This is a genomic window from Sphingomonas horti, from assembly GCF_009753715.1.
In the GTDB taxonomy this organism is placed as follows: domain Bacteria; phylum Pseudomonadota; class Alphaproteobacteria; order Sphingomonadales; family Sphingomonadaceae; genus Sphingomonas_B; species Sphingomonas_B horti.
On sequence record NZ_WQMS01000006.1, the window covers coordinates 342,202 to 368,815 of the forward strand.

Annotated in this window: 20 protein-coding genes; 10 read left to right on the plus strand and 10 right to left on the minus strand. The window is 67.9% G+C overall.

Features of this window, described 5'->3' with window-relative positions; genetic code table 11:
• Positions 1-55: 55 nt before the first annotated feature.
• Positions 56-1,045, minus strand: a complete 990-nt coding sequence (locus GON01_RS05285; RefSeq protein WP_157026295.1) for a 2-hydroxyacid dehydrogenase — start codon at positions 1,043-1,045, stop codon at positions 56-58.
• 77 nt (positions 1,046-1,122) lie between these two features.
• Between GON01_RS05285 and GON01_RS05290 the strand changes: the two genes are divergently transcribed.
• Positions 1,123-1,590, plus strand: coding sequence for an SH3 domain-containing protein (locus GON01_RS05290; protein ID WP_157026296.1), 468 nt, complete (start codon positions 1,123-1,125; stop codon positions 1,588-1,590).
• Positions 1,591-1,665: 75 nt separating this feature from the next.
• Here GON01_RS05290 and GON01_RS05295 read toward each other — a convergent pair whose 3' ends face one another.
• The gene (locus tag GON01_RS05295) at positions 1,666-2,178 is read right to left on the minus strand and encodes a CinA family protein (RefSeq protein WP_157026297.1); all 513 of its coding nucleotides are present in this window, start codon (positions 2,176-2,178) and stop codon (positions 1,666-1,668) included.
• On the minus strand, positions 2,179-3,366 hold the full coding sequence (locus GON01_RS05300) for an acetyl-CoA C-acyltransferase (RefSeq protein WP_157026298.1): 1,188 nt from the start codon (positions 3,364-3,366) through the stop codon (positions 2,179-2,181).
• Between the two features lie 132 nt (positions 3,367-3,498).
• Here GON01_RS05300 and GON01_RS05305 point away from each other — a divergent pair, with 132 nt between their 5' ends.
• On the plus strand, positions 3,499-4,245 hold the full coding sequence (locus GON01_RS05305) for a prepilin peptidase (protein ID WP_157026299.1): 747 nt from the start codon (positions 3,499-3,501) through the stop codon (positions 4,243-4,245).
• Between the two features lie 52 nt (positions 4,246-4,297).
• Here the strand turns inward: GON01_RS05305 and eda are convergent, their stop codons facing one another.
• The gene (gene eda / locus GON01_RS05310) at positions 4,298-4,957 is read right to left on the minus strand and encodes a bifunctional 4-hydroxy-2-oxoglutarate aldolase/2-dehydro-3-deoxy-phosphogluconate aldolase (RefSeq protein ID WP_157026300.1); all 660 of its coding nucleotides are present in this window, start codon (positions 4,955-4,957) and stop codon (positions 4,298-4,300) included.
• 134 nt (positions 4,958-5,091) lie between these two features.
• Between eda and GON01_RS05315 the strand changes: the two genes are divergently transcribed.
• Entirely contained in the window at positions 5,092-5,823 is a 732-nt protein-coding gene (locus GON01_RS05315; protein WP_181599910.1) for a S8 family peptidase, read from the plus strand.
• On the opposite strand, the gene GON01_RS05320 is transcribed toward GON01_RS05315, so the two are convergent.
• Together GON01_RS05320 and GON01_RS05325 are read right to left on the minus strand one after the other, a co-directional pair.
• Complete coding sequence (locus GON01_RS05320) at positions 5,820-7,019, minus strand: L,D-transpeptidase family protein (RefSeq protein ID WP_157026302.1); 1,200 nt, start codon at positions 7,017-7,019, stop codon at positions 5,820-5,822. The two genes, GON01_RS05315 and GON01_RS05320, sit on opposite strands and share 4 nt — an antisense overlap.
• A 143-nt stretch (positions 7,020-7,162) precedes the next feature.
• Positions 7,163-8,071 (minus strand): NAD(P)/FAD-dependent oxidoreductase, encoded by a 909-nt coding sequence (locus GON01_RS05325; RefSeq protein WP_157026303.1) that lies wholly within the window; start codon positions 8,069-8,071, stop codon positions 7,163-7,165.
• A gap of 369 nt (positions 8,072-8,440) precedes the next feature.
• Between GON01_RS05325 and trmD the strand changes: the two genes are divergently transcribed.
• The 3 genes from trmD to GON01_RS05340 all read left to right on the plus strand — a co-directional run bounded on the left by trmD (position 8,441) and on the right by GON01_RS05340 (position 12,477).
• The gene (gene trmD / locus GON01_RS05330; protein ID WP_157026304.1) at positions 8,441-9,187 is read left to right on the plus strand and encodes a tRNA (guanosine(37)-N1)-methyltransferase TrmD; all 747 of its coding nucleotides are present in this window, start codon (positions 8,441-8,443) and stop codon (positions 9,185-9,187) included.
• A complete protein-coding gene (gene rplS, locus GON01_RS05335) occupies positions 9,184-9,576 on the plus strand; it encodes a 50S ribosomal protein L19 (RefSeq protein ID WP_157026305.1) in 393 nt (130 codons plus the stop codon). Before trmD ends, rplS begins: the two co-directional genes overlap by 4 nt.
• A 102-nt stretch (positions 9,577-9,678) precedes the next feature.
• On the plus strand, positions 9,679-12,477 hold the full coding sequence (locus tag GON01_RS05340) for a DUF3857 domain-containing protein (protein ID WP_309503117.1): 2,799 nt from the start codon (positions 9,679-9,681) through the stop codon (positions 12,475-12,477).
• 94 nt (positions 12,478-12,571) lie between these two features.
• Here GON01_RS05340 and GON01_RS16885 read toward each other — a convergent pair whose 3' ends face one another.
• The 3 genes from GON01_RS16885 to GON01_RS05355 form a co-directional block, all read right to left on the minus strand.
• On the minus strand, positions 12,572-13,321 hold the full coding sequence (locus GON01_RS16885) for a PEPxxWA-CTERM sorting domain-containing protein (RefSeq protein WP_157026307.1): 750 nt from the start codon (positions 13,319-13,321) through the stop codon (positions 12,572-12,574).
• A 145-nt stretch (positions 13,322-13,466) separates the two neighbouring features.
• Positions 13,467-14,339, minus strand: a complete 873-nt coding sequence (locus GON01_RS05350; RefSeq protein ID WP_157026308.1) for a DMT family transporter — start codon at positions 14,337-14,339, stop codon at positions 13,467-13,469.
• A 45-nt stretch (positions 14,340-14,384) separates the two neighbouring features.
• Positions 14,385-14,570 (minus strand): hypothetical protein, encoded by a 186-nt coding sequence (locus GON01_RS05355; RefSeq protein WP_157026309.1) that lies wholly within the window; start codon positions 14,568-14,570, stop codon positions 14,385-14,387.
• Between the two features lie 160 nt (positions 14,571-14,730).
• Between GON01_RS05355 and GON01_RS05360 the strand changes: the two genes are divergently transcribed.
• From GON01_RS05360 to GON01_RS05375, 4 genes are all read left to right on the plus strand, one after another.
• Positions 14,731-16,437 carry a tetratricopeptide repeat-containing sulfotransferase family protein gene (locus GON01_RS05360; RefSeq protein ID WP_157026310.1) on the plus strand — a complete coding sequence of 569 codons (1,707 nt, stop codon included), beginning with the start codon at positions 14,731-14,733 and terminating at the stop codon, positions 16,435-16,437.
• Between the two features lie 199 nt (positions 16,438-16,636).
• Positions 16,637-19,291, plus strand: coding sequence for a TonB-dependent receptor (locus tag GON01_RS05365; RefSeq protein ID WP_309503121.1), 2,655 nt, complete (start codon positions 16,637-16,639; stop codon positions 19,289-19,291).
• Positions 19,292-20,494: 1,203 nt separating this feature from the next.
• The gene (locus GON01_RS05370; protein ID WP_157026311.1) at positions 20,495-22,705 is read left to right on the plus strand and encodes a S9 family peptidase; all 2,211 of its coding nucleotides are present in this window, start codon (positions 20,495-20,497) and stop codon (positions 22,703-22,705) included.
• A complete protein-coding gene (locus GON01_RS05375; RefSeq protein WP_157026312.1) occupies positions 22,702-23,103 on the plus strand; it encodes a dihydroneopterin aldolase in 402 nt (133 codons plus the stop codon). Before GON01_RS05370 ends, GON01_RS05375 begins: the two co-directional genes overlap by 4 nt.
• Here GON01_RS05375 and GON01_RS05380 read toward each other — a convergent pair.
• Positions 23,100-26,504, minus strand: coding sequence for a peroxidase family protein (locus tag GON01_RS05380; protein WP_157026313.1), 3,405 nt, complete (start codon positions 26,502-26,504; stop codon positions 23,100-23,102). The two genes, GON01_RS05375 and GON01_RS05380, sit on opposite strands and share 4 nt — an antisense overlap.
• Positions 26,505-26,614 lie beyond the last annotated feature (110 nt).

The following is a 26,614-nucleotide window of genomic DNA, read 5'->3' on the forward strand; positions in this document are numbered from 1 at the left end:
CCGCTGGCGCGGGGACGGTCCCCCTCCCCCGCAAGAGCAGGGGAGGACCTGAAAATCACGCCCACCCCTCCAGCACCTGGTCCGGGGGCCGGTGCCCGTCGGCCCACATGCGGATGTTCGCGATCACTTTCTCGCCGGTCGCGTGCCGCGCCTCGATCGTGGCGGAGGCCATGTGCGGCAGCAGCACGACGTTAGGGCGGGCGAGCAGCCGCGGGTCGACCGCCGGCTCATGCGCGAACACATCGAGGCCGGCGCCGCCGATCGTGCCTTTCTCCAGCGCGGCGATCAGCGCCGGTTCGTCGACGATCTGCCCGCGCGAGATGTTGACCAGATAGCCGTCGCGCCCCAGTAGCTCCAGCCGCCCGGCGTCGATCAGCCGATGGGTCGAGGGATTGTGCGAGCAATTGACCGAAAGCACGTCGATCTCGGTGAGCATGTCGTCCAGCCGTTCGTGCCAGGTCGCGTCGACCGCGCGCTCGACCACTTCCGGCAGCCGCTTGCGGTTTTGGTAATGGACCTTCATGCCGAACCCGCGCGCGCGCATCGCAATCGCCTGGCCGATCCGGCCCATGCCGAGAATGCCGAGCGCCTTGCCGGAAACGCGGCGGCCCAGCATCGCGGTCGGGCCCCAGCCGTGCCAGTCGCCCGATCTGACCAGCCGCTCGCCTTCGGAAAGCCGGCGCGGCACTGCCAGGATCAGCGCCATTGCCATGTCGGCGGCATCGTCGGTCAGCACGCCCGGCGTGTTGGTGACGATGATGCCGCGCGCTCTGGCCGCCGCCAGGTCGATATGGTCGACGCCGTTGCCGAAATTGGCGATCAGCTTCAGTTGCGGGCCGGCGCCCGCGATCAATTCGGCGTCGATCCGGTCGGTCAGCGTCGGTACCAGCACGTCTGCATCGGCCATCGCCGTAGCAAGGTCGTCGCGGCTCATCCGCCGGTCGGCCTCGTTCAGCTGCGCCGCGAACAGCTCGCGCATGCGCGCTTCCACCGTATCGGGAAGCTTGCGGGTGACGACCACCCGGGGATGCGCGATCTGCGGCATGCATCGAGCTAGTCAGCCGGGCGGAGTGCCGTCAAGCGCGCTTGATGCCGGACTCGGGCTGGGGCAACAGAAGCGCCATGCGCAAAGCCGTCCTCCTTCTCGCCCTGGTCTCGACCGTCGCCGTCGCGCAGGACAAGGCGCCGCCTTATTGGGCCTCGATCGTGCCCGGCAAGGCGCGCATCCGCACCGGCCCGGGGCGCAATTTTCCGGCGATCTGGCTTTACCAGCGCCGCGGCCTGCCGGTGAAGGTGATCGCGACTTACCCGTCCTGGCGCAAGATTCAGGACCCGGACGGCGCCCAGGGCTGGATGCAGGCCAACATGCTGTCGGACGAGCGCACCGGCATGGTGACGGGGGGCGTCCAGCCGATGCGCGCCAAGCCCGACGCCGGCGCCCCGATCGTCTGGCGCGCCGAACCGGGCGTCGTCGGCCGCCTCCGCAAGTGCCGGAACGGCTGGTGCGATTTCGACGTGAACGGCCGCCGCGGCTGGATCGAAGCCGCGCACCTCTGGGGCGCGGCGCCGGGGGAGACGGTGGAGGATTAGAGGGCTGGAGGGATTCGCAACCACACCAACTTGCTCGGGACGAGCGACATACTCCGATCAGGTCTCCAAGCGATTCTAGCCCAGCGCTTCCAGCATCATCTCAAGCGCGACGCGGGTCGCCTGCTCGCGCACCTTGCCACGGCCGATGTCGCCGAAATGCTCTTCGCGGTGAAAGGCGGGGCGGCCGCGGCGGGCGCAGCCGAAATGGACCAGGCCGGGCTCGTCGTCCGGACCGCCCGGGCCGGCAAAGCCGGTGACCGACACCGCTACGTCCGCGCGGCTGTGCGCCAGCGCGCCTTCGGCCATCGCCAGCGCGACATGCTTGCTGACGGCGCCCTGCGTGTCGATCAGCGCGCGCGGGATGCCCAGCATCCCGGCCTTGGCCTCGTCGGTATAGACGACGAAGCCGCGCTCGAATGCATGGCCCATGCCGTCGACATCGGTCAGCAGCGACGCGATCAGCCCGCCGGTGCAGCTTTCCGCGGTCGCAAGCACCAGCTCCCGGTCGCAGGCGAGCGTCAGCAGCCGGATCGCCAGCGCTTCCACCTCGGGCGGCAGCGCCCCGCTCAACGTCTCCGCGCCGGCCATTCAGTCGATCAGCTCGATCGCGACCGCGGTCGCTTCGCCGCCGCCGATGCAGAGCGAAGCGACGCCGCGCTTCAGCCCGCGGTTCTGGAGCGCCGCGATCAGCGTCGCCATGATCCGCGCGCCCGACGCGCCGATCGGGTGTCCGAGCGCGGTCGCGCCGCCGTTCACGTTCACCCGCTCGTGATCGATGCCCAGGTCCTGCATCGCAATCATCGCCACACAGGCGAACGCCTCGTTGACCTCGAACAGATCGACCTCGTCCGCCGACCAGCCGGCCTTGGCGAGCACCTTCTGCACTGCGTTGACCGGCGCAGTCGTGAACTTCGCCGGCTCGTGGGCGTGAGCGGCGGTTGCGACCAGCCGCGCGACTGGCTTCAGCCCATTCGCCGCAGCGACGCTCTCGCGCGTCATCACGAGAGCCGCCGCGCCGTCGGAGATCGACGAGGCGTTGGCGGCGGTTATCGTGCCGTCCTTGGCGAAAGCCGGCTTCAGCGACGCGATCTTGGACGCGTCGCCCTTCAACGGCTGCTCGTCCTTGTCGACGATCTCGACACCCTTGCGGCCCTTGACTTCGACCGCCACGATCTCGCGGTCGAAGGCGCCGCTCGCCTGCGCCGCTTGGGCGCGCGTCAGCGAGGCGACCGCATAATCGTCCTGCGCGGCGCGCGTGAACTGGTACTCGCCGGCGCTTTCCTCGGCGAAGCTGCCCATCGCGCGGCCCGGCTCATAGGCGTCCTCCAGCCCGTCAAGGAACATATGGTCAAACACGCGGTCATGGCCGATCCGCGCGCCGCCGCGATGCTTTTGCAGCAAATAGGGCGCGTTGGTCATGCTCTCCATGCCGCCGGCGACCAGCACGTCGATGGAGCCGGCCGCGAGCGCTTCGGCGCCCATGATCGCGGCCTGCATGCCGGAGCCGCACATCTTGTTGACCGTGGTCGCCTCGACCGAGCGGGGCAGCCCGGCCTTCAGTGCCGCCTGCCGCGCCGGCGCCTGGCCCAGCCCGGCGGGCAGCACGCAACCCATATAGATGCGCTCGATATCGTCGCCCTCAACGCCGGCGCGCTCGACCGCCGCCTTCACCACCGTCGCGCCCAGATCGGTCGCCGAGGCGCCGGCGAGGCTCCCTTGGAACGAGCCCATCGGCGTGCGGGCATAGGACAGGATGACGATCGGATCGGCGGTCATTGAGAACCTCTGCGCGAGTGACGTGAATCGCGAACTCCCTAGTCGCTCGTCCCGAGCGAAGTCGAGGGGCGCTGCTCCGAGCGTGCGACACGCCCCTCGACTTCGCTCGGGGCGAGCGCTTACGGGTCGCCCATGGTTGCTATATGGGCCGGGCTGGGCTTCATTCTAGGCGCGATCGTCGGCAGCTTCCTGGCCACGGCCGCGATCCGCTGGCCGGCGGGACGCGAGGTCACGCGCGGCCGCTCCGCCTGCGACCATTGTGACCGTAAGCTCAAGCCCATGGATCTGATCCCGATCGCCGGCTTCCTGATCCGCCGCGGCCGCTGCGGCAGTTGTGGTGGGGCGATCGATCGCCGGCATTTGCTGATCGAGGTCGCCGCCGCGCTGATTGGCGGCGTCGCGCTCGCAGTCGCACCCGGTCCCGCCGGTCTCGCGGGGGCGCTGTTCGGCTGGATGCTGCTGTTGCTCGGCGTGCTCGATGTCGAGCATTTCTGGCTGCCCGATCGCGTAACCGGCTTGCTTGCTCTCACCGGCATCGCGTTCGGCGCAGCGGGCCTGCCGCCCTATCCCAACGACCGCCTGATCGGCCTCGCACTCGGCTTTGCCGGCCTGTGGCTGACAGGCCTGCTCTATAAAGCCTTGCGCGGCCGCGAGGGGCTGGGGGGAGGGGACCCGAAGCTGCTCGGCGCGATCGGCGCCTGGCTCGGCTGGGCGGCGCTGCCGTCGGTGCTGGTGCTTGCCGGCCTCGTCGGGCTGGGTGCCGTACTGGTCGCGCGGCTGCGCGGCGACGCAGTCAGCGCGACCACCCGCCTGCCCTTGGGCGCGCTGATGGCGATGGCCGCGTGGCCGGTGTGGCTGCTCTTGAATGGCATGCTCTAAACTTTGTTCGGGCTGAGCTTGTCGAAGCCCTCCTTTTTTCTGGCACTCAGGATCAAGACGAAGGGAGGCCTTCGACAAGTTCAGGCCGAACGGAGCGGGGATTGGTCCGGAGTCCAGCCGCCGCTCGCGCCGCCGCCTCAACGTCCGCCGCGCTCGTGCCGGGTTTCACCAGCCAGCTGCCGCCGACGCACAGCACCGTGTCCTCCGCCAGCCAGTCCGGCGCGCTCTGCAGGGTGATGCCGCCGGTCGGGCAGAAGCGCACGTCGCCGAACGGTCCCGCCAGTGCCTTCAGCGCCTTCAGCCCGCCGCTCGCTTCGGCGGGGAAAAATTTGAACCGGTTCAGCCCCAGCTCGAGCCCGCGCATGATGTCCGATGCATTGGCGACGCCGGGCAGAAAGCAGGCGCGCCGCGCCGCCGCCGCCCGCGCCAGCCGCTCGGTCAGGCCCGGGCTGACGATGAACCGCGCGCCTGCGTCCAGCGCATGGTCGAGCTGTGCGTCGTCGAGCACCGTGCCCGCGCCGACGATCGCGCCGTCGATCGCTGTCATAGCCGCCAGCACGTCCAGCGCGCGGCGGGTGCGGAGCGTCACCTCCAGCACGCTGAGCCCGCCCCGCACCAGCGCGGTGCCGATCTCGACTGCCTGCTCCGGATCGTCGAGCACTAGCACCGGGATCACCGGCGCGGTCCGCATGATCGTTTCGATATCGTCCATTCGCCGTGCTCCTGCGGTGCTCCGTTCGTCGCGATTAGCGGGATTTTCACTTCCGCCAAGTAGCAGCGCAACCCATATTGCTGGCGCGAATCCGCGGGGGATTCGCGTGTAACTTCGGTCGGGGGGCCGATAGAGTGCGTCTGCCGCTGTTCCTGCTGGGCCTGCTGGCCTCGGTTTCAGCCTCTGCCCGTCCACTTGTCGCGATCGTCGATAGCGGCGTGTCGCGCACTCCTCAGCTCGCCTCGGTGCTGATCGGCGAATACGACATGGCCGGCAACCGCCCCGCCTATCAGCCGCGCTACGACCATGGCACGATGGTGGCGACCATCCTCAACCGAGAAGCGCACGGCGAAGTCGACATCGTCTCACTCCGGATCGACGACGCGGCCGGCTGTCCGGCCGACCGTTCGCCGCCGTGCCAGCCCTCCGCCGCCCCGATCGCGGCGGCGATCGACAAGGCGGCAAGTCTCGGGGTCGACGCGATCAACCTGTCGCTGGCGCTGGCCGACGATCCGGCGATCACCAATGCCGTGCGCCGCGCCGCGGCCCAGGGCATTATTGTCGTGATGGCGGCCGGCAATGACGGCCGCAACCACCCGGACAACACCGCCATGGCCCGCGCCGGCTTCCCACGTGCGGTGCTGGTCGGCGCGACCGACGCGGCCGGCAATCCCTGGACCGGCAGCAACCGGCCGGACGCGGACGATTATCTCTATGTCTGGCGCAGGGGGGTCGACGTGCCGACCATCTCTGCCGCCGGTGAGCAGGTGTTCGGCACCGGCACATCGTTCGCCGCCCCGATCGAAACCGCTCGCCGCGTGCTCGCGAAAACGCAGGAAATGGCCGCGCTCAACGGCACGCATTAGCGCATCGCCAGCCGCACTGGCTTCTCCAGCTGCGCGATCAGCCTGGTGTCGCGATTGTACGGATCATCCAGCACCTGCAGCTGCCCGTCCGCCCGGACGTCCACGGTGAAATAGACCAGCCACACCGGTCGCGCCTCGCGCAGCTTCAGCGTCTGCGTCCGGTAGGTCTTCAGCCCCTGCGTCACCGCCGCGTCGCTGCCGCCGTCCAGCTTCACCAGCTCCGCCGCGAGCCGCTCCGCGTCCTGCACCCGGATGCAGCCATGGCTGTAGGCGCGCGACGGTTTCTCGAAATAGACCTTGACCGGCGTGTCGTGCAGGTAGATCGCGTGCGGGTTCGGCAGGTCGATCTTGACCCGGCCGAGCGCGTTGCGCGGGCCCGGCGGCTGGCGCCAGGTGGCGCCGTCGCGCACGAAGCCCTTGCCCGACACCTTGATGCTCTTGGGCGGCGTCCACCAGGGATTGAGCACGACCGATTGCGCGGCATAGCCGATTGCCGGCGTCGGCGTCGCCTTCGCGCCGACGACCACGACATGCTCGGCGACCGTGCGGCCTCGCTCGACCAGCTGCAGCGTATAGCTCGGCACGTTCACATAGATGTGGTCGGGCCCCAGCTCGCGCGGCATCCAGCGCCAGCGTTCCAGGTTGGCGCGCAGCCGTCCGCGCAGGATGAAATTGCCCTCCGGCGTTTCGGCATAGGCTGTGCGCAACGCCGCATAGCGCGCGTCGCCCGGCAAAAGCGAGCGCAGCCAGCGCCGCACCGTCCCGGCCGCGACCGCCTGCCGCAGCCCGGCCGCGAGGCGCGTCGGATCATCGTCGCCGCGCGCGATATGCCAGTCATAGGCCGCCTTGTCCTCGACGGCGCCGAGCAGATAGTCGTGCGCCAGCTTCAGCGCCGCGGCATCCGCCATCCGGTCGAAATCCGCGCCGCCGCCGCCCCCGCTCCGCTCCAGCTCGGCCGCCAGCGCGCCGGCCTGGTAGTCGGCCGGGTCGAGGCCTTCGCCCGCCGAGGCCGCGATCTCGTCGATCAGCGCGCGGCCATCTTCCGCCGACCAGCGGCCGAGCGGGGCCGGGGGCTGCGCGACGGCAGGACCGGCGAGCGGTGGGGTCGCGTTGGCGGCCAGCATGATGCCGGCCAGGGCAGTGGCGGTCGCGAGCAGGGCGCGCCGGCCGTGCCCGGGGAATCCGGGTGCAAACATCCTCGTCTCCGAAATGGGAGTGTCCGTTTGCGACCCGGGCACATGGTGTCGGCCCCTGATTAGGGGATGAGCGGCCGGGATTCAGTGCGCCGCGGCACAAGCCGGCGGCTTGGTCGCGCCCGCCGCCATTTTGGTCGCGCAGATCAGCGCAGCAGCGGCGCGAGCTTCGCCAGATCGTTGCGGATCGTCGTCGCGGCGACCCCGCCTTCGCCCATCGCATGGCTGATCTGGTCCAGCCCCTTGACCACGTCGCCCGCCGCATACACGCCTGCGACGGAGGCACGCTGGTGCGCGTCCACCTTGATGCAGCCGTCCGGCGCCAGATCGATTCCCAGCATCCGTGCGAGCGCGGAATGGATGTCCGATCCAAGCGCGGGATAGACGCTGTCGAAACGGTGCTCCGCCGTCACGGTGACCAGCACGATCGCGTCGTCTTCCAGCCGTACGTCGGTCACCGGCCCGTCCGCCGCGGCGATGCCGCATTCCTCCAGCCGGTCCCAATCCTGCGCGTCAAGCTTGCGCTGCTTCGTATCGGGCGCGACCAAAGTCACGTCCCCGGTATAGCCGCGCAGGAACACCGCCTCGGCGACGCCGTGGCTGTCGTCGCCGATCACGCCGACGCGCTTGTCGGTCACTTCATAGCCGTCGCAGATCGGGCAATAGCGGATCAGCCCGCGCGCCAGCGCTTCGTCGTGCAGCGCTTCGTCCATCGGCGGCCGCCGGTTAGTGACGCCGGTCGCGAGCAGCACGGTCCGCGCCGCGACCGGCCCGCATCCCCATTCGACTTCGAACCCGCCGCCGATCGCAGCGACGCGCGTCACCCGGCCCGTATCGATGGCCGCCCCGTATTTCTGCGCCTGCGCCGTCATCCGCGCCAGCAGCTCCGCGCCGGCGATCCCGTCCGGAAAGCCGGCATGGTTGCGCGTGCACGGAATCGACGCCGCCCGCCCATCTCCCGCGTCGACGACCCGGATCGAAAGATGGAACCGCGCGAGATAAATGGCTGCGGTGAGCCCGGCAGGCCCCCCGCCGACGATCAGGCAATCGAGCATATTTCTCCAGATTGGTTCAGGTTGCTCTCGCGTTTCAACGCCCGGATAGGACAAGGAGTTCGAAGGAGTAAGAACATGAGCTCTTGCCGCTGGAGCGATGGCGATCTCTACGCCTACCCGGGAGCGAGGGCTACGTCGTTCATGTAGCCGCGCGACGAGTTGGGAACGGTGTCCGCGAACTCTGCGTCGAGCCAAGCGCTCACGAGTTGCTGGCGCGAATTCCTTGGCTCGGGAGCAAAGGCTGCGACTATCCTTGGGACGCGCTGCGCTACCTGAAGGATGATATCATCACGGAAATGGAAGAGCAGGAGAAAGCGTTCCAAAGCTAGCCCCTTGTATGGCCGGCCGAACTGCTCCAGCCCAGCGCTCATGACCTTCGCCGCCACTGTCCTCACGCTTTATCCGGACATGTTCCCCGGCCCGCTTGGCGCCAGCCTGGCGGGGCGGGCGCTGGCGGAGGGCGTCTGGTCTCTTTCCACCGTCCAGATCCGCGATTTCGCGATCGACAGGCACCGGACCGTCGACGACACGCCGGCCGGCGGCGGGGCGGGAATGGTGCTCCGGCCCGACGTGCTCGCCGCTGCGGTCGATCATGCCCGCGCGCGCCAGCCGCACGCGCCGGTGCTGGCGATGAGCCCGCGCGGGAAGCCGCTCACCCAGGCGCGCGTGCGCGCGCTTGCCGCCGGCCCCGGCGTCACCATTCTCTGCGGCCGGTTCGAGGGGTTCGACGAGCGCATCTTCGAGGGACGGGACGTCGAGCCCGTCTCGATCGGCGACTATATCCTTTCCGGCGGCGAAGTCGGCGCGCTGGTGCTGCTCGATGCTTGCATTCGGCTGCTCCCCGGCGTAATGGGCGCCGCTTCCAGCGGGATCGAGGAGAGCTTCGAAAGCGGGCTGCTCGAATATCCGCATTATACCCGACCAGTCGACTGGGAAGGGCGCACGATCCCCGAAGTGCTGCGATCGGGGGATCATGCGAAGATCGCCGCCTGGCGGAAGCATCAGGCGGAGACGGAGACACGGCTAAGGCGGCCGGACCTTTGGGAGCGCTACAGGAGCGCTCGGGTCGATCCGCCCTCTGGCGCGCGGCAGAAGAGTAGGGACGACACGAAATGAACCTGATCCAGCAGCTCGAGGCCGAGCAGATCGCCAAGTTCAACGAATCGAAGAAGATTCCCGAATTCCGCCCCGGCGATACGCTACGCGTGGGCGTGAAGGTGGTCGAAGGCGACCGCACCCGCGTCCAGGCCTATGAAGGCGTCTGCATCGCCCGCGCCAATAAGGGCATGGGCTCCAGCTTCACTGTCCGCAAGATCAGCTTCGGCGAGGGCGTCGAGCGCGTCTTCCCGCTCTATTCGCCGAACATCGAATCGATCGATGTCGTCCGCAAGGGCGTCGTCCGCCGCGCCAAGCTCTATTACCTCCGCGGCCGCACCGGCAAGTCGGCCCGCATCGCCGAACGCCGCGACGCGCGCCCGGAAAAGAGCGTCGAAGCGGTCGGCTAAGCGTCCGCTCCAGGACTTCAGCAGCGGGCCGGCGACGGGCGTCGCCGGCCCTTTTTTATGCGCCGCGATTGGACTACCAATCCTCCTGAACAAGGGGGACTTGTGATCAGATTTGCGTATTTGGCCGCCGTCGCGGCGATCGTGATGCCAGCTGCGGCGCACGCAGGCGAGGCGGTGCTCTATGGCCCTGCACCGGCCTGGGCCTTGCGCTCGACCTTGCCCGATCCGGCGATGCAGGCAGCCGACGCGCCGGTGCTGCTGCTCTACGACAGCCAGCAGCGGATCGAGGGCGACACGCTCTACACCTATCTCGACACCGCCTCGCGCGCAGCCACGCCGGAGCTGCTGTCGCAACTGGCGACGCTGTCGCTGATGTGGCTGCCCGACAAGGGCGACGTCACCATCCACGAGCTGTCGATCCAGCGCGCCGGTGAGCGGATCGACCTGCTCGCAAAGGGGCAGAAGTTCACCGTGCTCCGCCGCGAGGAGACGATGGAGCAGCGCGAACTGACCGGCCTGCTGACCGCGACCATGCCGGTGGAGGGGCTGCGGATCGGCGACGTGCTGCGCCTGTCCTACTCAACCTCCACGCGCGACCCGGCGCTCGGCGGTCATGTGCAGAATGTCGTGCCAGTCCCGGTCGAGCCGGTCCGGCTCGCCGCCGGCCGCATGCGCCTGTCCTGGGCCGACGCGGCGCAGCCGCGGTGGAAAACGCTTGCCGACACGATTGCGGTCAAGCCGCCCAAGGCCGGCGCCAATGCCGTCGAGATCGCGCTTCCCGCTGCCAAGCTGGCCGAGATGCCGCCTGACGCGCCGGTCCGCTTCCGGCCGCTGCCGCTGTTCGAGCTTTCCACGTTCGACAGCTGGCAGCAGGTGTCGCGCGTGATGGCGCCGCTTTACGCGACCGACGGGCTGATCGTTCCCGGCAGCCCGCTCGCCGGCGAGGTTGCGGCGATCATGAAGGCGGACTCGACGGCGGTCGGCCGTGCCGGGCGTGCGCTGCGGCTGGTGCAGGACCAGGTCCGCTATCTCGCGGTGCTGATGAACGGCGGCAACTACACGCCGCAGGCGCCCGCACGCACCTGGGAGCTGCGCTACGGTGACTGCAAGGCCAAGTCGCTGCTGCTGCTGGCGATGCTCCGCGCGATGGGGATCGAGGCCGAAGCCGTGCTCGCCAGCTCGCAGCTCGGCGACCGGGTCGCAGACCGGTTGCCCAGCGCGGCGGCCTTCGATCATGTGCTCGTCCGGGCGGTGATCGACGGCCGCACGATGTGGCTGGACGGTACCCGCACCGGATCGCGGCTGCCGGACATCTGGGACACGCCGGCGCTCCGTACCGTGCTTCCGCTGCGGGCCGCCGGCGCCGAGCTGATGCCGGTCGTGCTGCACAATGATGCGCGGCCGCTGATCGACGTCAGCATCGACGCCGACGAGACCGCTAGCGTCGACCTGCCCGATGTCATGGCTATTTCGGCCAGCTTCCGCGGCGACATCGCCGGCAAGCTCGCACTCGCCAACCAGCTGACCGCGAAGCAGCGGCTCGACGGCGCCCGCGCGGCGCTGGGACCGTTCATCGGCGAGGCGCAGCTGTCGGACGTCGCCTTCAGATATGACGACGCCTCCGGGACGACGACCATCTCCGCGCGCGCGGCGGCGACGACGCCGTGGCGGATGACCGACCGCCGCATGCGCCGCGGGGTGACCAAGTTGCTCGACACGATCGACTTCGCGCCGGATCGCGGCCGCCCCGCCTGGGCGGTGATCCCGGTTGCCGTCGACGGGCCGATCGCGATGCGTTGGCGCATGCGCGTGCGCTTGCCCGAAGCCGGGCGCGACATGACGCTGGAGGGCGATCGTTCCCTCTCCGGCCATGCCGCCGGCTATGATTTCCAGCGCACTGTCGACCTTGCGGGCGGCGTGCTGACGATCGAGGAGCGGATCGACCAGACCGGCAAGGAAATCGCAGCCGCCGAAGTCGCGAAGGAACGTGACGCGCTCGCTGGTATCCAGGCGCGCAGCCCGAAGCTGGTCGCGCCGGCCGACACGCGGCGTCGCTGGGAGATCGCCGGCGCCGACCCGGCGGGCGCCACCCAGGTCAAGGCGCTGGAGGAAGTGTTCGCCAAGGCAATCGCCGCCGATCCGGATGAAGTCACCGGCTATACCAGCCGCGCCAATTTCCGGCGCGGCATCGGCAACCGCGCCGGCGCGATCGCCGACTATAGCAAGGCGCTGGCGCTCGCGCCGACCGTCGATGTCTACCTCGCCCGCGCCTGGCTGCACGAAAGCGGCAAGGCGATGGACGCGGCGCTGGCCGATGCGGAAGCCGCGCGCAAGCTCGATCCCTCCTCGGTCGATGCCAATGTTGGGCTGGCCGGGCTGAAGGCGGAGGCGGGCGATCTCGCCGGCGCGCTGGCGCTGCTCAACGAGCGGGAAGCGGTCGGCGGCGAGGCCCGCGCGCTGTACCGGCGCGCCAGGGCCGATGTGCTCGGCAAATATGGCGACCCAAAGCAGGCGGTCGAAATCCTCGACACCGCGATCGCCGAAAAGCCGGGCAGCCCGTCGCTGCTGAACGCGCGCTGCTGGGTGAAAGGCACCCGGTCGATCATGCTGGACACCGCAATCAAGGACTGCACGACTGCGGTCGAGCTGAGCGAGGTCTCGGCGGCCGCGCTCGACAGCCGCGCGCTGGTCTGGTTCCGACTCGCCCGCTACGACGACGCGCTGCGCGATCTGGACGCCGCGCTCGCCGAGGCGCCGGGCCAGGCGGCGAGCCTGTTCATGCGCGGCATCGTGCTGGCCAGGCTCAATCGCCTCGACGATTCGAAGAAGGACCTGGCGCTCGCCCGCCGGCTCTATCCCCGCATCGATGAGGATTACGCCCGCTACGGCCTCAAGCCTTAGCGGACACGCCCGTTGCCGGATGGCTCAAATGCGTTCCATCACGCCCGGCTGCATCGGGCAGGAGAACTCGCGTGACGACGCGATTGAATGAGCGTCAGGCGCGCGCCGCGACGGCCACGCCCTTCCGACGCGCCGCGAGGCCGGCCGAGCCGAAGCCGATGATCATCAAAGCCCATGTGCCCGGTTCCGGCACGGCCGCCGCGGCGATGCCGAATTGCACGACCGGCACATTGTAAAAGCCGGCTTCGCCTTGCGTCGCGTCCGGACCCGAACCGCCGCCGACCGATCCGGTAATGCCATTTCCGACCGCCACTGCATCGACACCAAAGAAATTCAGCGTGTCGGGTGCCGATCGCCGCAACGTCACCACCAGGTCCCCGCCATGATAGGTGAAGGCCTGGCTGAAGCCGATGGTGAAGAACGGGTAGGGAGTGGGACCCGAGGCCGTGATCGAGGCCGCGGGGATCGAAAGAGCGCCCGACCGGACCTGCACGGCGTCCGCGCCGACATTGTCGGCAAACACGCCTGACATCGCATTCAGCGGGGTGGCGAGCGTCGCCAACTGGACGTCGAAACGGGAGAACTCGAAATCCTGCGCGGCTGCGAAGCCGGGCTCGGCGCGAAACCCGATGCTGGTGATCTTGGATCCGGCTGCAACGCCAGCAAACTGGGATGCCGCATAGGCGAATTGGAAGGTCGTGGCCGCGCCATTGTTGATGATCGCGACCGTCAGGGTCGGCGCGTCCGTGGTTGCGTAGGCATTGGGCGCCACGACTTCGGCGGCTAGCGCGGTTGACGATGCGATTGCGGCGCCCAGCGCGGCGGCCATGATCGAACGAAGCATTTGATTCCCCTTTTAGTCTTCCTTGTCCGATAACAAGCATGGCGGCTGCCGCGAAAGGGGAAGATGTGCTGTCGGTGTCTCAAAATCTTACGGTATCCGGCCCGAACCGAGCGCGACCCGGCGTTCGGCCGTCTTTTCTCGGGCTCTAGCTGCTCCCCAGCAGCAGCACGCCGCCCAGCAGCACCGCGCAGCCGGCGAGACGCGGCGCGCCGACATGCTCGCCCAGGATCAGTAAGCCGAACAGCGCGCCAATCATCATCGACATCTCGCGCGCCGGCGCGACGATGCTGACCGGCGCGCCCAGGCTCAGCGCCCCCAGCACCAGGATATAGCCGAGCGGGGACAGCAGCCCGACGCCGATCGCGAGCGCCCAATAGCCTCGCATCCGCCGCATGGCGCCGGCCCGGTCGCGCATCACCGCCGGCAGCAGCAGGACGAAGCGCAGCGTGTTGGACGTCCAGTCGAGCACGACCGGCGGGATCAGCAGCGCCTTCACCGCATAGGCGTCGGTCAGTGTGTAGCCGGCGATCAGCGCGCCCGTCGCGCCGCCCCAGCGCACGCCGTCGCGCGCCGCCGGACGGGAGAAGGCGCCCACATGGCCGTCAGTCGCGATCGGCGCGATCCCGACGACCACCCCGACCAGACCGGCGACCCGGAGCCAGGTGACCTGCTCGCCCAGCAGCAGGAACGCCCCGATCGCCGACAGCATCGGGCCGGTGCCGCGCGCGACCGGATACACGACCGATAGGTCGGCCAGCTGATATCCGCGCTGCAGCGCCAGGCTATAGGCCAGGTGGATCAGCGCGCTTGCGATCAGGCAGCCGAACACCGGCCCGCTCGGCGTCAGTGCGCCGGTCGCGATCAGCCACAGCGCCCAGGGGGCATAGGCGACGCACGCGACCAGGTTGTACGCGAACACGAACGCCACGCCCGCGTCGGCCGCGCGTTTGGCCACCAGGTTCCAGGTCGCATGACAGATCGCCGCCAGGATGACGAGCGCGAACGAGGCGAGGGGCATCGCCGCGCATGGACCCGGTTTTGGCCCCGCTTGTCCAGCGGCGATCTATCCGATGATCTTCAGCAGCCGGGGCTCAGGCGCCGAGCGGCGTGAATCGCTCTCCGCCTCCGCCGCGATCAGCGCGTGCAGATCGGCAACGGCGGCATTCAGCTCGGCCTCCGCGTCGGTCGCGGGATCGGCATTCTCGTAGAGGCAGGCGCGCAGCGCGCGCGGCAGGCGGCGGTCGATCATCCGGAGGCCCTTGGCCGACCGGAAAAGCGCGTTGAATCAAGAGTCGATCAACCGCCGCCCGGGGCGCCGAACCGCCCGGGCCTGCGGCCAATGGCCGCGCCACGCCGCCGAACGTCAGCATTGCAAGGGCTGGCCCAACCCGGCACACCCTCCCGCGTAGATGCTTCGAACGCCGGCTCCCGACCCTCGCGCCCTCCGTCACGCCGCCACGGCGGCGAGGGCCGCCGGCCGCGATGCGGAGGCCGAGCGGCTGGAGCTCGCCGCGATCGACACCTCGGTCGCCAATCCGGTGCTGATCGAGGCCGGCGCGGCGCTGGTCGCGAGCGACCTGCGCACCGCCGAGCGGCTGTTGCGGGCGCATCTGCGGGACGATCCCTTTGACGTCGCGGCGATCCGGATGATGGCGGAGCTGGCAGGGCGGCTGGGGCGCTACCGCGACGCGGAGGCGCTGCTGCGGCGCGCGCTGGAGCTGGCGCCCGGCTTCCGTCCGGCGCGGTCGAACCTCGCGACGGTCCTCCATCGCCAGAACCGATCGGCCGAGGCGCTGGCGGAGCTCGATCGGCTGCTCGCCGACGAGCCTGACAATCCGACGCACGAGAATCTGAAGGCGGCCGCGCTCGGCCGGATCGGCGAGTTCGAGGAGGCGATCGCGCTCTACGAAAGCGTGCTCGCCAAGGCTCCCGACCAGCCCAAGATCTGGATGAGCTACGGCCATGTGCTGAAGACCGTCGGCCGCCAGCCGGACGCGATCGCCGCCTATCGCCGCGCCATCGCACTCCGTCCCGGGCTGGGGGAGGTCTGGTGGAGCCTCGCCAACCTGAAGACCGTGCGCTTCTCCGAAGAGGACGTGGCGGCGATGCAGGAGGCGCTCGCCGGTCCCGTTCTGAGCGAGGACGACCGCCTCCACCTCCATTTCGCGCTGGGCAAGGCGCTGGAGGATCGCGGTGACGCTTCGCCGTCGTTCCGCCACTATGTGCAGGGCAACGCGATCCGTCGCGTCCAGCTTCCCTACGACCCGGCCGAGACCGACGAGCAGGTCGCCCGCGCGATGGCGATCTACACCTCCGATTTCTTCGCCGTTCGCGCCGGCTGGGGCTGCCCGGCGCCCGACCCGATCTTCGTGCTCGGCATGCCGCGCGCCGGCTCGACGTTGATCGAGCAGATCCTTGCCAGCCATTCGCAGGTCGAAGGCACGATGGAGCTGCCCGACATTCCAGCGCTTGCCGCCCGCATCGGCGCGGGCGGCACACCGATTGGGGAGCTCACCCCCGATCAGGTCCGCGCGCTCGGCGAGGAGTATCTCGACCGCACCCGCATCCAGCGCAAGACGGACCGGCCCTTCTTCATCGACAAATTGCCGAACAATTGGGCGCATGTCGGGCTGATCCGGCTGATCCTGCCGAACGCGAAGATCGTCGACGCACGCCGCCACCCGCTCGCCAGCTGCTTCTCCAACTTCAAGCAGCATTTCGCGCGCGGCCAGAGCTTCACTTACGGGCTCGAAGACGTCGGGCTGTACTACGCCGCCTATGTCCGCCTGATGGCGCATTTCGACCGGGTGCTGCCGGGCGCCGTCCACCGCGTCATCTACGAAGGGCTGGTCGACGACACCGAAAGGGAGATCCGCGCCCTGCTCGCGGCCCTCGGCCTGCCGTTCGAGGAGCCTTGCCTCCGCTTCTGGGAAACCGATCGCGCCGTCCGCACCGCCAGCTCCGAACAAGTCCGCCGCCCGATCAACCGCGACGGCCTGGAGCCGTGGAAGCCGTTCGACCCGTGGCTGGAGCCACTGAGGACGGCGCTCGGCGAGGTGCTCGATGCCTATCCGGAGATACCGGCGGCCTGTTCGTTTCCGTCGCCCCGGCCTTGAGCCGGGGTACCGCTGCCTTTGCGCAGAACGAGAAGCGGGATCCCGGCTCAAGACCGGGGATGACGACACCCACAGGCGCGCCCAACCGTTGCACAATCGCAACAGCCGTTCAGGAAAGCGCAGCGGCTGCGGCGCCCCTCTTTACCATGTCGCCAAACGGGTGAAGCTTCTTTGCGGGGACTTGGTTGGGAGGTGCATTGTGGGGCGGAAGACTCTCGCGCCGGCGATGGCGGCGTTGCTCGGCAGTTCGATGCTGGCGGCGCCGGCGATCGGGCAGGACCAGACCGCGCAGGCGCCGCAGCAGGCGGCAACCGGCGGCAATGCCGCGATCGGCGACATCATCGTCACCGCGCAGAAGCGCGAGGAAAGCCTGCAGAACGTGCCGATCAGCGTGCAGGCGATGGGCACGCAGAAGCTCGAGCAGCTGAACATCTCGGACTTCAACGACTATACCAAGCTGCTGCCCAGCGTCGCGTTCCAGACGATCGTGCCGGGCGCCACCACCGTCTATATCCGCGGCGTCGCGAGCGGCGGCGACGGCAACCATTCGGGCTCGCTGCCTTCGGTCGGATTCTATCTCGACGAGCAGCCGATCACGACGATCGGCGGCACGCTGGACGTCCATATCTACGACATCGCCCGCATCGAGGCGCTGTCGGGCCCGCAGGGCACACTCTACGGCGCTTCGTCGGAAGCGGGCACGGTTCGCATCATCACCAACAAGCCCTCGACCGCCGGCTTCGAAGGCGGCTTCGACGTGGAGGGCAACACCGTCCGCAAGGGCGGCCAGGGCGGCAAGATCGAGGGCTTCGTCAATGTGCCGCTGAGCGAAAGCGTCGCGATCCGCGCGGTCGGCTTCTACCAGCATGATGCCGGCTATATCGACAACATCGCCGGCACGCGCACCTTCATCGCGGGCGGCGATCCGGACGCGCCGGTGGTTGATCCCAATGGCCTGTCGATCAGCAATCCCGGCCTAGTCGAGAAGAATTATAACGACGTCGACACCTATGGCGGCCGCCTCGCGCTGGGCATCGACCTGTCGGACGACTGGACCGCGACCGCCTCGGTGTTCGGCCAGGACCAGAAGGCGCATGGCTCGTTCGGCTACGATACCAGCCTCGGCGACCTGAAGGTCCAGCGCTTCTTCCCCGAGATCAACCACGACCGCTGGGTGCAGGCCGCGCTGACCGTGCAAGGCAAGATTGGCTCGTGGGACCTGACCTATGCGGGCGCCTATCTCGACCGCAAGCGCAACAGCAAGACCGACTATGTCGATTATGCCGAAGCCTATGACCAGCTCTACGCCAATTACGCGCTCTACGACGACGACGGCGCGATCACCGGCTATCTGCATGGCCTGGCCCAGGTCTTCTACTACCAGGACAATGCCGGCAACACGATCCTGCCGCTGCAGCACATCGACGGCAGCGACCATTTCAAGCGCATCAGCCAGGAATTGCGCATCGCCTCGCCGGCGGAGGAGCCGTTCCGGATCGTCGGCGGCGTCTTCTACCAGCGCCAGTCGAACCTGATCCATCAGGATTACAAGATCGACAATCTCGGCGCCGATGTCTCGGTCAACGGCTTCCCCGGCACCCTGTGGCTGACGCAGCAGAAGCGCGTCGACCGCGACTATGCGATCTTCGGGGAGGCGAGCTGGGACGTGACGCCGACGGTGACGCTGACCGGCGGCCTGCGCGGCTATAAATTCGACAACACGCTGATCGGCTTCTTCGGCTTCGGCCGTAATCCGAACGCCGATCCGGCAGACGGCCGGCCCTTCACCGCGACGCCGTTCAACGCCGCCGCGAGTTCCCGGACCGGCGTCGCCGGCTGCTACACCGCCGACGGCCGCACACTGCGCGAGGTGATCAACGGCAGCACCGATACCGTCACGCTGCTGCCGCCGACCGTCAGGGGCAGCCCGTGCACCGACCTCGCCGATTTCAAGGGCGGCAAATTGGTGCCGAAGCGGACCAAGGATACGGGCGTGCTCTACCGCGCCAACGTGACCTGGAAGCCGGCCGAGGGCAAATTGCTCTATGCGACCTGGTCCAAGGGCTTCCGCCCCGGCGGCATCAACCGCCGCGGCACGATCCCGCCCTATGCGCCGGACTTCCTGGTCAACTATGAAGTCGGCTTCAAGACGACGTGGAACAACGTGTTCCGCTGGAACGGCGCCTTCTTCTGGCAGGACTGGAAGAAGTTCCAGTTCAGTTTCCTGGGCGAGAACAGCTTCACAGAGATCCACAATGGCCCCAATGCCCGGATCAAGGGCGTCGAGACCGACTTCGCCTGGAACCCGGTCACCGGCCTGACCCTGTCGGGCAGCGCGGCCTATACCGATGGCAAGATCAGGCGGAATCTCTGCCAGTTCGACGATCCGACCTTTACCTGCTTGCAGGGCGGGGTGGCGATGATCGCGTCGCCGAAGGGCACACGGCTGCCGATCACGCCCCGGTTCAAGTTCACCGCCACCGGCCGCTACGAGTTCGAGGCCGGGCCGGAGCTGAAGCCCTATCTCCAGGCGACCGTCACGCATGCCAGTTCGGCCTCGTCCGACATCCGGCAGAATGCGGGGGGCCCGAACGGCTTCGTCTTCAACCCGGCGCTCCAGCTCGGCCGCCTGCCGGCCTGGACGACGGCGGACTTCGCGATCGGCGCCAAATGGCAGCGCTTCACGACCGAGCTGTTCATCCAGAACGCGTTCGACGAGCGCGCGCAGATCAGCCGCTTCGTCAATTGCGGCAGCTGCTACCCCGCCGCCGGCGGCTTCGCCGGCTTCAGCCGATCCTACGCCGTCGTCCAGACGCCAAGGACGATCGGCGTGAGGGCAGGGTACAGGTTCTAGTCTGAACCCTCTCCCCAGCGTAGAAAGGCCGATTCCGCCATTGTCTCACCTCTCCCATAGGGAGAGGTCGAGTCGGGCGTGAGCCTGGCCGGGTGAGGGGATCGGGAGCATGATTTCAGGCCGCCGATCCCCTCACCCCGCTCGCGGCTCCGCCGCGAGTCACCCTCTCCCTATGGGAGAGGGTACTGTCCGCAGTCGAACCATTGCAGACATTCTCTCCTCCCTCGACGAAGACCACGATCGGCCAAAGGCTTAGTGCTATGAATCTCAAAGGCAGAGTTGTTCTCGTTGCCATAGTTGCAGGTACGCTACTCTCGAGCTGCTATCCAGCTAAGCCCTACCAGAACCCCCTTTCCCCTGACCAAGTCCGAACACTTCTCATCAGAAATGTGAGATTCCTTTCCCCCGCATCCGCTGACGCAACGGCGGTTGAGATCAACATGTACAGGCGTTTTGCGCTTCGATCAGCGGCTTGCCGACTGGGCAAGCACTTCAACAAGAGAGGTAGCGCCACTTTGACCTTTTGGTTGCGGGAATTTGAGGTGGGTCACGAGGCGGGAAACACCAGCGTTGCGTCCGCACTCTCCGCTAAAGTCGAAGGGCCGGGGCTGAAAGGAGAGTATAGTATCGGCTTAGCCACCGATGCCCGAACGAATGTGCCTAATCCACCCTCACCAGCCGACGAGGGAGCAACGCAAGCGGCCATTATTGTCGAGCAGCTACTCTGGATACAGGCAGATCATGATGCCGGATCGCCAGCTGCGTTTGCGACCGGCAATGGAGAGCCCTGTCTTGCGGAACTAGAGCGGGATATACGGTTAGCCCGGTAGCGACCGCTTTCCACCGGCTGCGGACGTTCGCCTCGCTCAGCCTTTTCCGTCACCCCGGCCTTGAGCCGGGGTCCCGCTTCTTCTGTTTCTCCCCCCTCTGTCAGAGCATCCGGTTGAACCGCCCCGCGCCGGTCGGATTGCCACCACCGCTCCGCTCGCCTCCCAGGCAGAAGGAGCGGGCCCCCAGGTCAAGCCCGGGGTGACGGATTGAGAGTCAGCGGCTCGCTGTCGATCCAACTCACAAAAACCCTGTCCTCAACACCCCGGCTTGTGCCAAACCGCGCCGGGCCGGCGGACCGGCTGCGGGGAAATGGGAAATGTTCGTGAATCCATGTGAATGTCGTCAGCTTCGTCCGGATTGTCCGTCTTGCGCATGATCCGGCCGCTTGTCGCCGCGCTTGCGCTCGTTTCGCTCGCTGCCCCCGCCATGGCCCAGCAACACCTCACGCTCGAACGCATCTTCGGCAATCCGCCGCTCGCCGGGCCGACGCCGCGGCTGCTCAAGCTGTCGCCGGACGGGCGCTGGCTCACCTCGCTGCGCAACCGCGCGGACGAAAAGGAGCGGTTCGACCTCTGGGCGCTCGACACCAAAACCGGCGCCGAGCGGATGCTGGTCGATTCCAAGGCTTTCGGTACCGGGGCGACGCTGTCGGAGGCCGAGCGGATGCAGCGCGAGCGCGCCCGCATCGCCGACCAGAAAGGCATCGTCGCCTATGACTGGAGCGCCGATTCGCAGACGCTGCTGGTGCCCTTGGACGGCGATCTCTTCCTCGCCTCGCTGGACGGCAAGGTCCGCCGGCTGACTGACACCAAGACCAGCGAGCTCGACGGCACCGTCAGCCCGAAGGGGCATCTCGTATCGTTCGTCCGCGACCAGAATCTGATGATCCTCGACCTCGCGACGGGCAAGGAACGCCAGCTGACCAAAGGCGGCGGCGGCACCGTCAGCTGGGGCACCGCCGAGTTCGTCGCGCAGGAGGAAATGCACCGCAACCGCGGCCATTGGTGGTCACCGGACGACCGGCTGATCGCCGTCGAACGCTCGGACGAAGCGCCGGTCGCGATCGTCACGCGCGCCGCGATCGGCGCCGAGGGCACCCGCGTCTACCAGCAGCGCTATCCGAAGGCCGGCACCGACAATGCGGTGGTCGAGCTTCACGTGTTCGACGTCGCCACCGGCAAAAGCGTCAAGGTCGATCTCGGCACCGACCCCGACATCTATCTCGCCCGCGTCGACTGGACCAAGGACGGCAAGACGCTGCTCGTTCAGCGCGAAAGCCGCGACCAGAAGAAGCTCGACATGCTGCGCGTCGATCCGGCGACCGGCAAGTCGAGCGTGCTGTTCACCGAGACCGCGAAGACCTGGATCAACCTTCACGACAATCTGAAGCCGCTTTCGGACGGCAGCCTGCTCTGGGCCTCGGAGCGCGACGGCTTCAGCCATCTCTATCGCTGGAAGGACGGCGCCTGGATGCAGCTGACCAGCGGTCCATGGGAAGTTCGTTCGGTCGAGGGCGTCGATGAGGCGAAAGGGCTCGCCTACATCGTCGCCAATCGCGAGACGCCGATCGAGTGGCAGCTCTATGCGGTGCCGATCAAGGCGCCCGGCACCCCGAAACAGCTCACCGATTCCGGCTTCAGCAACGCGGTGGAGATGGACAAGAGCGGCACGCACGCGATCGTCACGCGCTCCAGCACAGGCCAGCCGCCGCAGACCTACCTCGCCGAGGCCGACGGGCAGGGCCGCCGCTGGGTCGAGCAGAACAGGCTCGCCGGCGATCACCCCTATGCGCCGTTTCTGGCGTCGCACGTCGCGCCGAAGTTCGGCACGATCAAGGCCGCCGACGGCGTCACCGACCTCTATTACAAGGTCTACGTGCCGACCGGCTTCACCGGTCCGCGCCCGGTGCTGCTCTGGGTCTATGGCGGCCCCGGCACCGGCGGGCAGGCGCGCAATGAGTGGATGCGCGACCTGCCGGTGCAGCAATATCTGGTGTCGAAAGGCTGGGTCATTTTCTCGGTCGACAATCGCGGCACCGCCGATCGCGGCAAGGCGTTCGAGGACCCGATCTATCACGCGATGGGCACCGTCGAGGTCGCTGACCAACTGAAGGCGGTCGACTGGCTGAAGACGCAGCTCTTCGTCGATCCGAAGCGAATCGCCGTCTTCGGCTGGTCCTATGGCGGCTACATGACACTGAAGCTGCTGGAGGCCGCGCCCGGCACCTTCGTCGCGGGCGTCGCCGGCGCCCCGGTCACGCGGTGGGAGCTTTACGACACTCATTATACGGAGCGTTATCTCGGCGATCCGCGCAAGGTACCGGAGGTCTATGAGAAGTCCGATGCGCTGCCGGACGCGACGACGATCAAGGACCCGCTGCTGCTGATCCACGGCATGTCCGACGACAATGTCGTGTTCGACAACTCGACCGCTTTGATGGCGAAGCTGCAGGCGGCGGCGATCCCGTTCGAGACGATGGTCTATCCTGGCTTCGGCCACCGCGTCGCCGGCCCGGACGTCAGCGTCCATCTCTGGCGCACGATCGAGAACTATCTCGATCGGCACGTGGGGGAGGGGCGATGACCACCCCGCCGCGCATGGATGGCCTCGTGCCTCGCGAGCTTGCCCCGAAGACCTTTCGCATCTTCCTCGAGGACTTCGACCTGCCCGTCGATATCGGCTTTCATGATTTCGAGGTCGGCACGCCGCAGCGGCTGCTGGTCAGCGTCGACGTCCATGTCTCGGCCGAGGCATTCGCCAGCGAGGACACGGCGGCGGCGGCCTGGAATTACGATTTCCTGCGCACAGAGATCCTGCGCATGACTCAAGGCCGCCGCTTCAACCTCCAGGAGACGCTGGCGCGCGAAATCTACGACCTGGTCGCCGCGCGCCAGGGCGTGACGGGCCTCACCGTCTCCACCCGCAAGCCCGACATCTATCCCGACTGCGCCGGCGTGGGCGTCGAGATCAGTTCCTTCTAGATCACGAAATCCGACTGGGTGATCAGGCTGGCGCGGGCAAGGCCGGCAAGCAGGATCGTCTGGTCCAGGTTGCCGTCGATCGTGACCAGCGTGTCGCGCCCCATATCGGTGATCGACACCCGCTGCGCGAAGTCGCCCGGCGCGATCCCGAATGCGGTCAGGTCGATCAGGTCCTGGCCGCCGCCCCGCTTGGCATCGAAATGCTCGATTCGATCCTGGCCGAAGCCCGCGGCGAAGACGAAGCGGTCGTTGCCGCTGCCGCCGATCAGCCGGTCATCGCCGGCGTCGCCGATCAGCACGTCGCGGCCGCCGCGCCCGTCGATCAGGTCGCTGCCATTGCCGCCTTCCAGCCGGTTCGCGCCGGCCGTGCCGCGCAGCGTGAACATGCCGATGCCGGAATAGTCGCCCACGTAGGTCGCGTTCTCGATCGCGCCGCCGACCGTGTAGGAACTGCCGAAGCCGACGCGGACCGTGTCGTTGCCGAAGCCGAGCTCGACGATGCGATCGCCCGGCTGGTCGATCACATAGGTGTCGTCGCCAAGGCCGCCGATCAGGATATCGGCGCCGCCGCCGCCGTCCAGCAGGTCGTTGCCCAGGTCGCTGTCGAACAGGTTGGAGCCGCCGTCGCCGGTCAGGCTGTCGTCGAAGCGCGTGCCGACGACGTTCTCGACATTGTCGATCACGGTGCCCTGCACATAGCCGCCGAGCCCCGGGATCGGCGTCAAGGCAGTGCGCAGGTCGATGGTCACGCCGGCATCGGAGTCTTTCACGTCCAGCGTGTCGACGCCGTTGCCGCCATCGATCATGTCCGCGCCCGGCCCCGCGACGATCAGGTCGTTGCCGTCGCCGCCGGACAGGAAGTCCTTGCCGTCCTGGCCGCGCAGCAGGTCGTTGCCGTCGCCGCCCAGCAAATTGTCGTCGCCGTCATTGCCGATCAGCACGTCGTTGCCGCTCTCGCCATAGGCGAACACGCCGCGGTTGCCGCCGCCCGCCTCGATCCAGTCGTCGCCGCCTTCGCCGTGGAGCGCGTCGAGGCCGGGGCCGCCATAGAGCCGGTCGTTGCCGCCGCCGCCCCAGATCGTGTCGTCGCCCGCGGTCCCGGTGATCGTGTTGCCCAGCTCGTTGCCGACGATCGAATAGACGTGGTCCGGCGTCACCACCGTGGCGCTCATGTCACGGTTGCGCTCGCGCGCGTCCAGGTCGACTTCCTCCGCCACCTTGAAGATCGAATAATGGAGGTGGTCGAGCCCGGTGTTGCGGGCGACGATGTCGGAGAAATGCTGGGAGTTGATGTCCGCCAGCAGCAGCGGATCGTCCTTCAGCTGGTTGAAGTAGTAGAAGCGGTCGCCTTCCTGCAGCCGGTCGAGCTGTTCCTGGAAAATCCAGGTGAAAGTCGATCCCATCTGGCTCGCGCCGACCGGGGCTTCCGCCAGCCCGCCGACGAACAGGTCGACGTCGTTCACATGAATGTCGTCCTCGCCATAGGTCGCCTTGAACAGCGCCAGCAGCGATGCCTGCTCCTCGGGCGTGCCGCGCAGGTGCGCGCCGAAATCGGCCCAGCTTTCATAGGGCGTGAGCACCGGCACCTGGTTGGCTCCGACCGAGACATAATTCGAATTCTGTCCCGCCTGGGCGAGCAGGCTGCCGTCTTCGGACATGGCGCGCCGGAAGTCGTTCAGCGTCGAGATGCCGAGCTCGCGCCCCCGCTCGATATTGGCCGAATAGAGATCCAGCGGGATGCCCAGCAGCTTGGAGCGGATGACCTCGACCACTTCGCTGTCGATGCGCTGGTGCGCAGCGCCGATCTCGCCGCCGATGATCGCGGCGGCGCCGCCGACGCCGCCGCTTCTCGCATCGTCCCCCGCGTACATCGCCGGATTCAGGAAGGCGTCGAACAGTGGCACCTCCCGCACATGCCCGTCTTCGTCCTTGAACGGGATCGTCTCGTTGATCATCGAATGGCCGACCCGGTACATCGCGCCCGCGAACTCGTCGGAGATCGCCGGATTAACGTTCGGGTTGTAGCCGGAAAATCCGTGCGACGGGCCGGGGATCGGCCCCGACATGGCCTCCGCGAACTCGGTGAACACGACGCGCTGGTACTCGGCATTCTGGATCACCTTCGCCGCCTCGAACACCTGATCGTCGGTCCATTCGGGATGCGCGGCGTGGATCAGCTCGGCCTGGAAATTGGCCTCGCGGTGCCAGACCGCGTGCACCGCGGTCAGCGCGACATTCTCGTTCGCCCGGTGGTCGCCCGCGATATAATAGGAGAGCAGGTCCCCCAGGGTGAAGGTGGCGTTCGGCTGGCCGTCCGGCCCGAGCGGCGACGCCAGCCCGTCATTCTTGTCGCCCAGCAGGATCGAGTGGTCCGGCCCGACATCGTTGAAGTCGACGAACCCGGCCATGCCTTTGAGCTGGGCCCAGGCGTCGCCATTGCTGAGCGTGCCCTGCTGCACCTGGGCTAGCAGACCATCGATCGCGCTGAGCGAGACGCCGTTGTTGACCAGCACGTCCTTGTAGGTGGCGAGGTTGCCGCGGGCGATGCCGTCCGGGCCGACCTCGCTGGCGCCGTCCAGCAGCCGGTAGGTCTTCACCCAGCCGCCCTGGCCGTCGGAGATCAGATTGCCGTGCGCGTCGCGCGCGCTTTCGCGCAGCAGGTAGGTGACGGCGTCGGACGAGCCATAGGTCTGGCTCTGCTCGACGAACGGAGCAGTGCGGTTCACCGCCGCGGTGCCGGCGGCATTGTCGAGCTTCGGGCTGCCGTCCGGGTTGCGGGCGACGCTGCCGTCGGGGTTCAGGTCGTAGCGCCCGGCGCGGCTGCCGATCAGGAAGTCGAACCCCGGCGGCGCGTCCTGCAACTCCTCGAGCAGATTGTCGGTCGGGTCGATCTGGACCGGCGGCAGGCCCTGCGCCGCGCGGATCGCGTCCAGCCGCGCCTGCGCCGCCGCGATCTGGTCGGTCATGTCGGCGATCGGCACCAGGTCGGCGCCGCCGCCGCGCGCATAGAAGTCGAGGCCATGGTCAAAGAATTGGCCGAACGACATCAGGAACAGGTTTTGCCCGAACGGATTCGCCACGCTGATCGTGTTGCCGTCGGCGTCGAGCGGCTGCTGGCCGATCACGTCGCTGACCAGCCGCGGATTCGGCAGCGCGGAATGCCCGTCGGCTGACGTCACGCGGATGCCGTTGACGGTCCCGTCCTCGAAATCGTGCGGCGTCAGGCGGACGAAGGGCTGGTCGGCGCTGCCCCACCAGGCGCGCCCGGCCGTTTGGTTGTTGCCATAGCCGCTGATGCTGCGGATGCCGCCGCTATCGACCAGATTGCAGAGGAAAGCGTAATCGTCGCTTCGAAGCTGGATCGTCGAGGCGTTCTGCCCCTTCGGCTGTGCACGTCCCATTCCACACCCCCTTTGGCGGAATCATGTGCGCGCCGAGACATGCGGAAACGGGCCGAATCTTCGTCCGGTGGGGAATGTTTAGCTGTATCCGCTCGCGCCCGATTGGATGA